Raw genomic sequence first — 2,315 nt, 5'->3', positions numbered from 1 at the left:
GAAGCTCTTGTTCTAGCTTGATCCACTCGATAAAAACGATCAAAAATACGCTTTTGATCTTTAGGTGAAATTCCGGGGCCTTGGTCAACAACACGAAGTTTTACTGTATCTTTATGCCTTGTTAAAACAATGTTTACTTCTTTCTCACTATATTTAATCGCATTACTTAATAATATATAAATGATCTGCTCTAGCTGATCTTCATTTCCTTTTATAAAAATGGAATCTGCTTCGGCTTTAAAATATATATCCCGTTCATAAGCAGCTTGAAACGTGTGCACTACGTTTTTTGTAAGCTTTACTAAGTCTAATTCGGTGCTCGGAGCTGATTGTTTATTTTTTGCAAGATCCAATAGTTGATTTACAAGTTGTTGCATACGGTCAGCCTCTGTATCTATTGCATCAATGGATTCTTCAAAAACTTCAGGATGGCTTTTTCCACGCCGTTTCAACAACTCCGCGTAACTCTTTATTATTGAAATTGGTGTCTTTAATTCATGGGAAGCATCTGACACAAACACTTCTTGCCGCTCAAAGTTCTCTTTTAAATGCGCAATCATCTCATTAAATGTTTTTTCCATTTCATACAATTCATCTTTTGATTTATTTTCTATTTCAATTGTTTTCCAATTTTCGGCTTTCGTATTTTCTTTCATCGTTGAGATTAATGCTTTTATCGGTCTGAGAATAAATTTACTTAAAAAGTTCCCTGCGATAATAGTTGGAATTAACATAATAATTGATGCAGCGACTAAAACATATAAAAGTGTCCGCATTGTTTCTTCAAGAGGGAATAAGTAATTTGCTACCTGCAACGTGACAATTTCCCCATCTTCCCAAATAACCGGCTTCCTGATTACTGCAATTGGGGATCCTGTTTCGTCTCTTACAATTTCTTTTACCTCACGAGTGGAATACGCGGAGGGTAGTTCTCTAAATTCTTTTTGTTTTGTAATTACCGGTATCAGTTCCCTGTCCTTATCATCAATAATCCGAATAAGACCATTATTCGGTAAATAAGCGCGTAATAACTCATTTTTGGGGACATCAGGATTTTCCTTCATTGTTTCCATAATAGTTCGCGTCTGATCCGATAATAGTTCGAGCTCATTATCTGCTGAAATTTTATAAAACAAAAAGTAAATTGACGTGTTTACTAACATTATAAATAAAAGCATAAATAGACTTGAGAATAATTGAATTTTTGTTTTTAGCTTCATTTAGGTAACGTCCTTTATCGTATAACCTACCCCTCTTACTGTCTGTATATAAGGAGTGTCAAATCCTTTATCTACCTTTTGCCGTACATATCGAATATATACATCTACAACATTCGTATCTCCCATATAGTCATAGCCCCATACTTGTTCCATTATTTGTTCCCTCGTTAACACAATATTTTTATTTTGCAAAAGATATACAAGTAGGTCAAATTCACGGGGGGTAAGTTCTATTTCAGTTCCCTCACGAATTATTTGCCGGGTTTGTAAGTCAACCGATAAATCTCCAACCTTTAATACGTCAGTTTCCTCTATATGGTTATTTGATTTCCGTAAATGTGCACGAATACGGGCAAGCAATTCCTCAATTTGAAAAGGTTTTGTTACATAATCATTTGCGCCTAAATCAAGTCCACTAACTTTATCATGTACTTGGTCTCGTGCTGTCAGTAAGATGACCGGTGTGTGATCATCCATTTTTCTTAAACGCCGCAAAACCTCCAACCCACTCAATTCAGGAATCATGATATCAAGTAAAACAAGATCCCAATCCTCGTCTTGCATTAAACGAAGCGCATCTTTTCCATTATCGGCAATCTCCGTTGTATAATTTTCATATTTCAATTCTAGCTCAAGAACTCTACTTAATTTTTCTTCATCTTCAACGATTAAAATTTTTTTCATGTTTTCACCCACTTTACAAGAGGCTTTATACGTTATCTTCATTGTACCAAGGCTAACTTAGATTTATCCACATAAAAAGCTCACTAAGGTAAAGTGAGCAAAATTGTATCCTCCCGTTATTCAAATAGCTTATTATTCCTCCGACCATTGCTATAATCGCGTGATAGCAAAAATAATAAAAACAATAGCGATCACTAAAAAAGTGGATAAGATTTTTTTTAATCGAGAACCATCCGTTCTTGTTCGAACTTCAGGGTATACCATACAAAAAGTTGCGATTGCAAGATACTTGAGACTCCCACGGCTAAAGCCGCTAGCTCCTGTACAGGTATTTATATTTAAATATGAAATGTATACTCCTCGGGTAATACTCGTCTTAGGAATTTTTTTGTACGTTCTTCTTTTGGATTT

General features: G+C 35.0%; 2 protein-coding genes. Both read right to left on the bottom strand.

Features of this window, described 5'->3' with window-relative positions; genetic code table 11:
* A partial coding sequence (locus tag ACPYKA_RS14205) for a HAMP domain-containing sensor histidine kinase (protein WP_479542894.1) occupies positions 1 to 1,220 on the bottom strand: 1,220 nt, incomplete at its 3' end.
* Positions 1,221 to 1,904 (bottom strand): response regulator transcription factor, encoded by a 684-nt coding sequence (locus ACPYKA_RS14200; protein ID WP_479542893.1) that lies wholly within the window; start codon positions 1,902 to 1,904, stop codon positions 1,221 to 1,223.
* Positions 1,905 to 2,315: the final 411 nt, after the last annotated feature.

This window comes from Pseudogracilibacillus amylolyticus (SeqCode) (genome assembly GCF_051918545.1).
Classification (GTDB): domain Bacteria; phylum Bacillota; class Bacilli; order Bacillales; family Amphibacillaceae; genus Pseudogracilibacillus.
Note: the sequence above shows the minus strand (reverse complement) of the source record. Positions and strands in the feature narration are given on the sequence as shown.

Coding starts and splice junctions, on each gene's coding strand:
- ACPYKA_RS14200 (WP_479542893.1), bottom strand. CDS start 1,904: ATGAAAAAAATTTTAATCGTTGAAGATGAAGAAAAATTAAGTAGAGTT.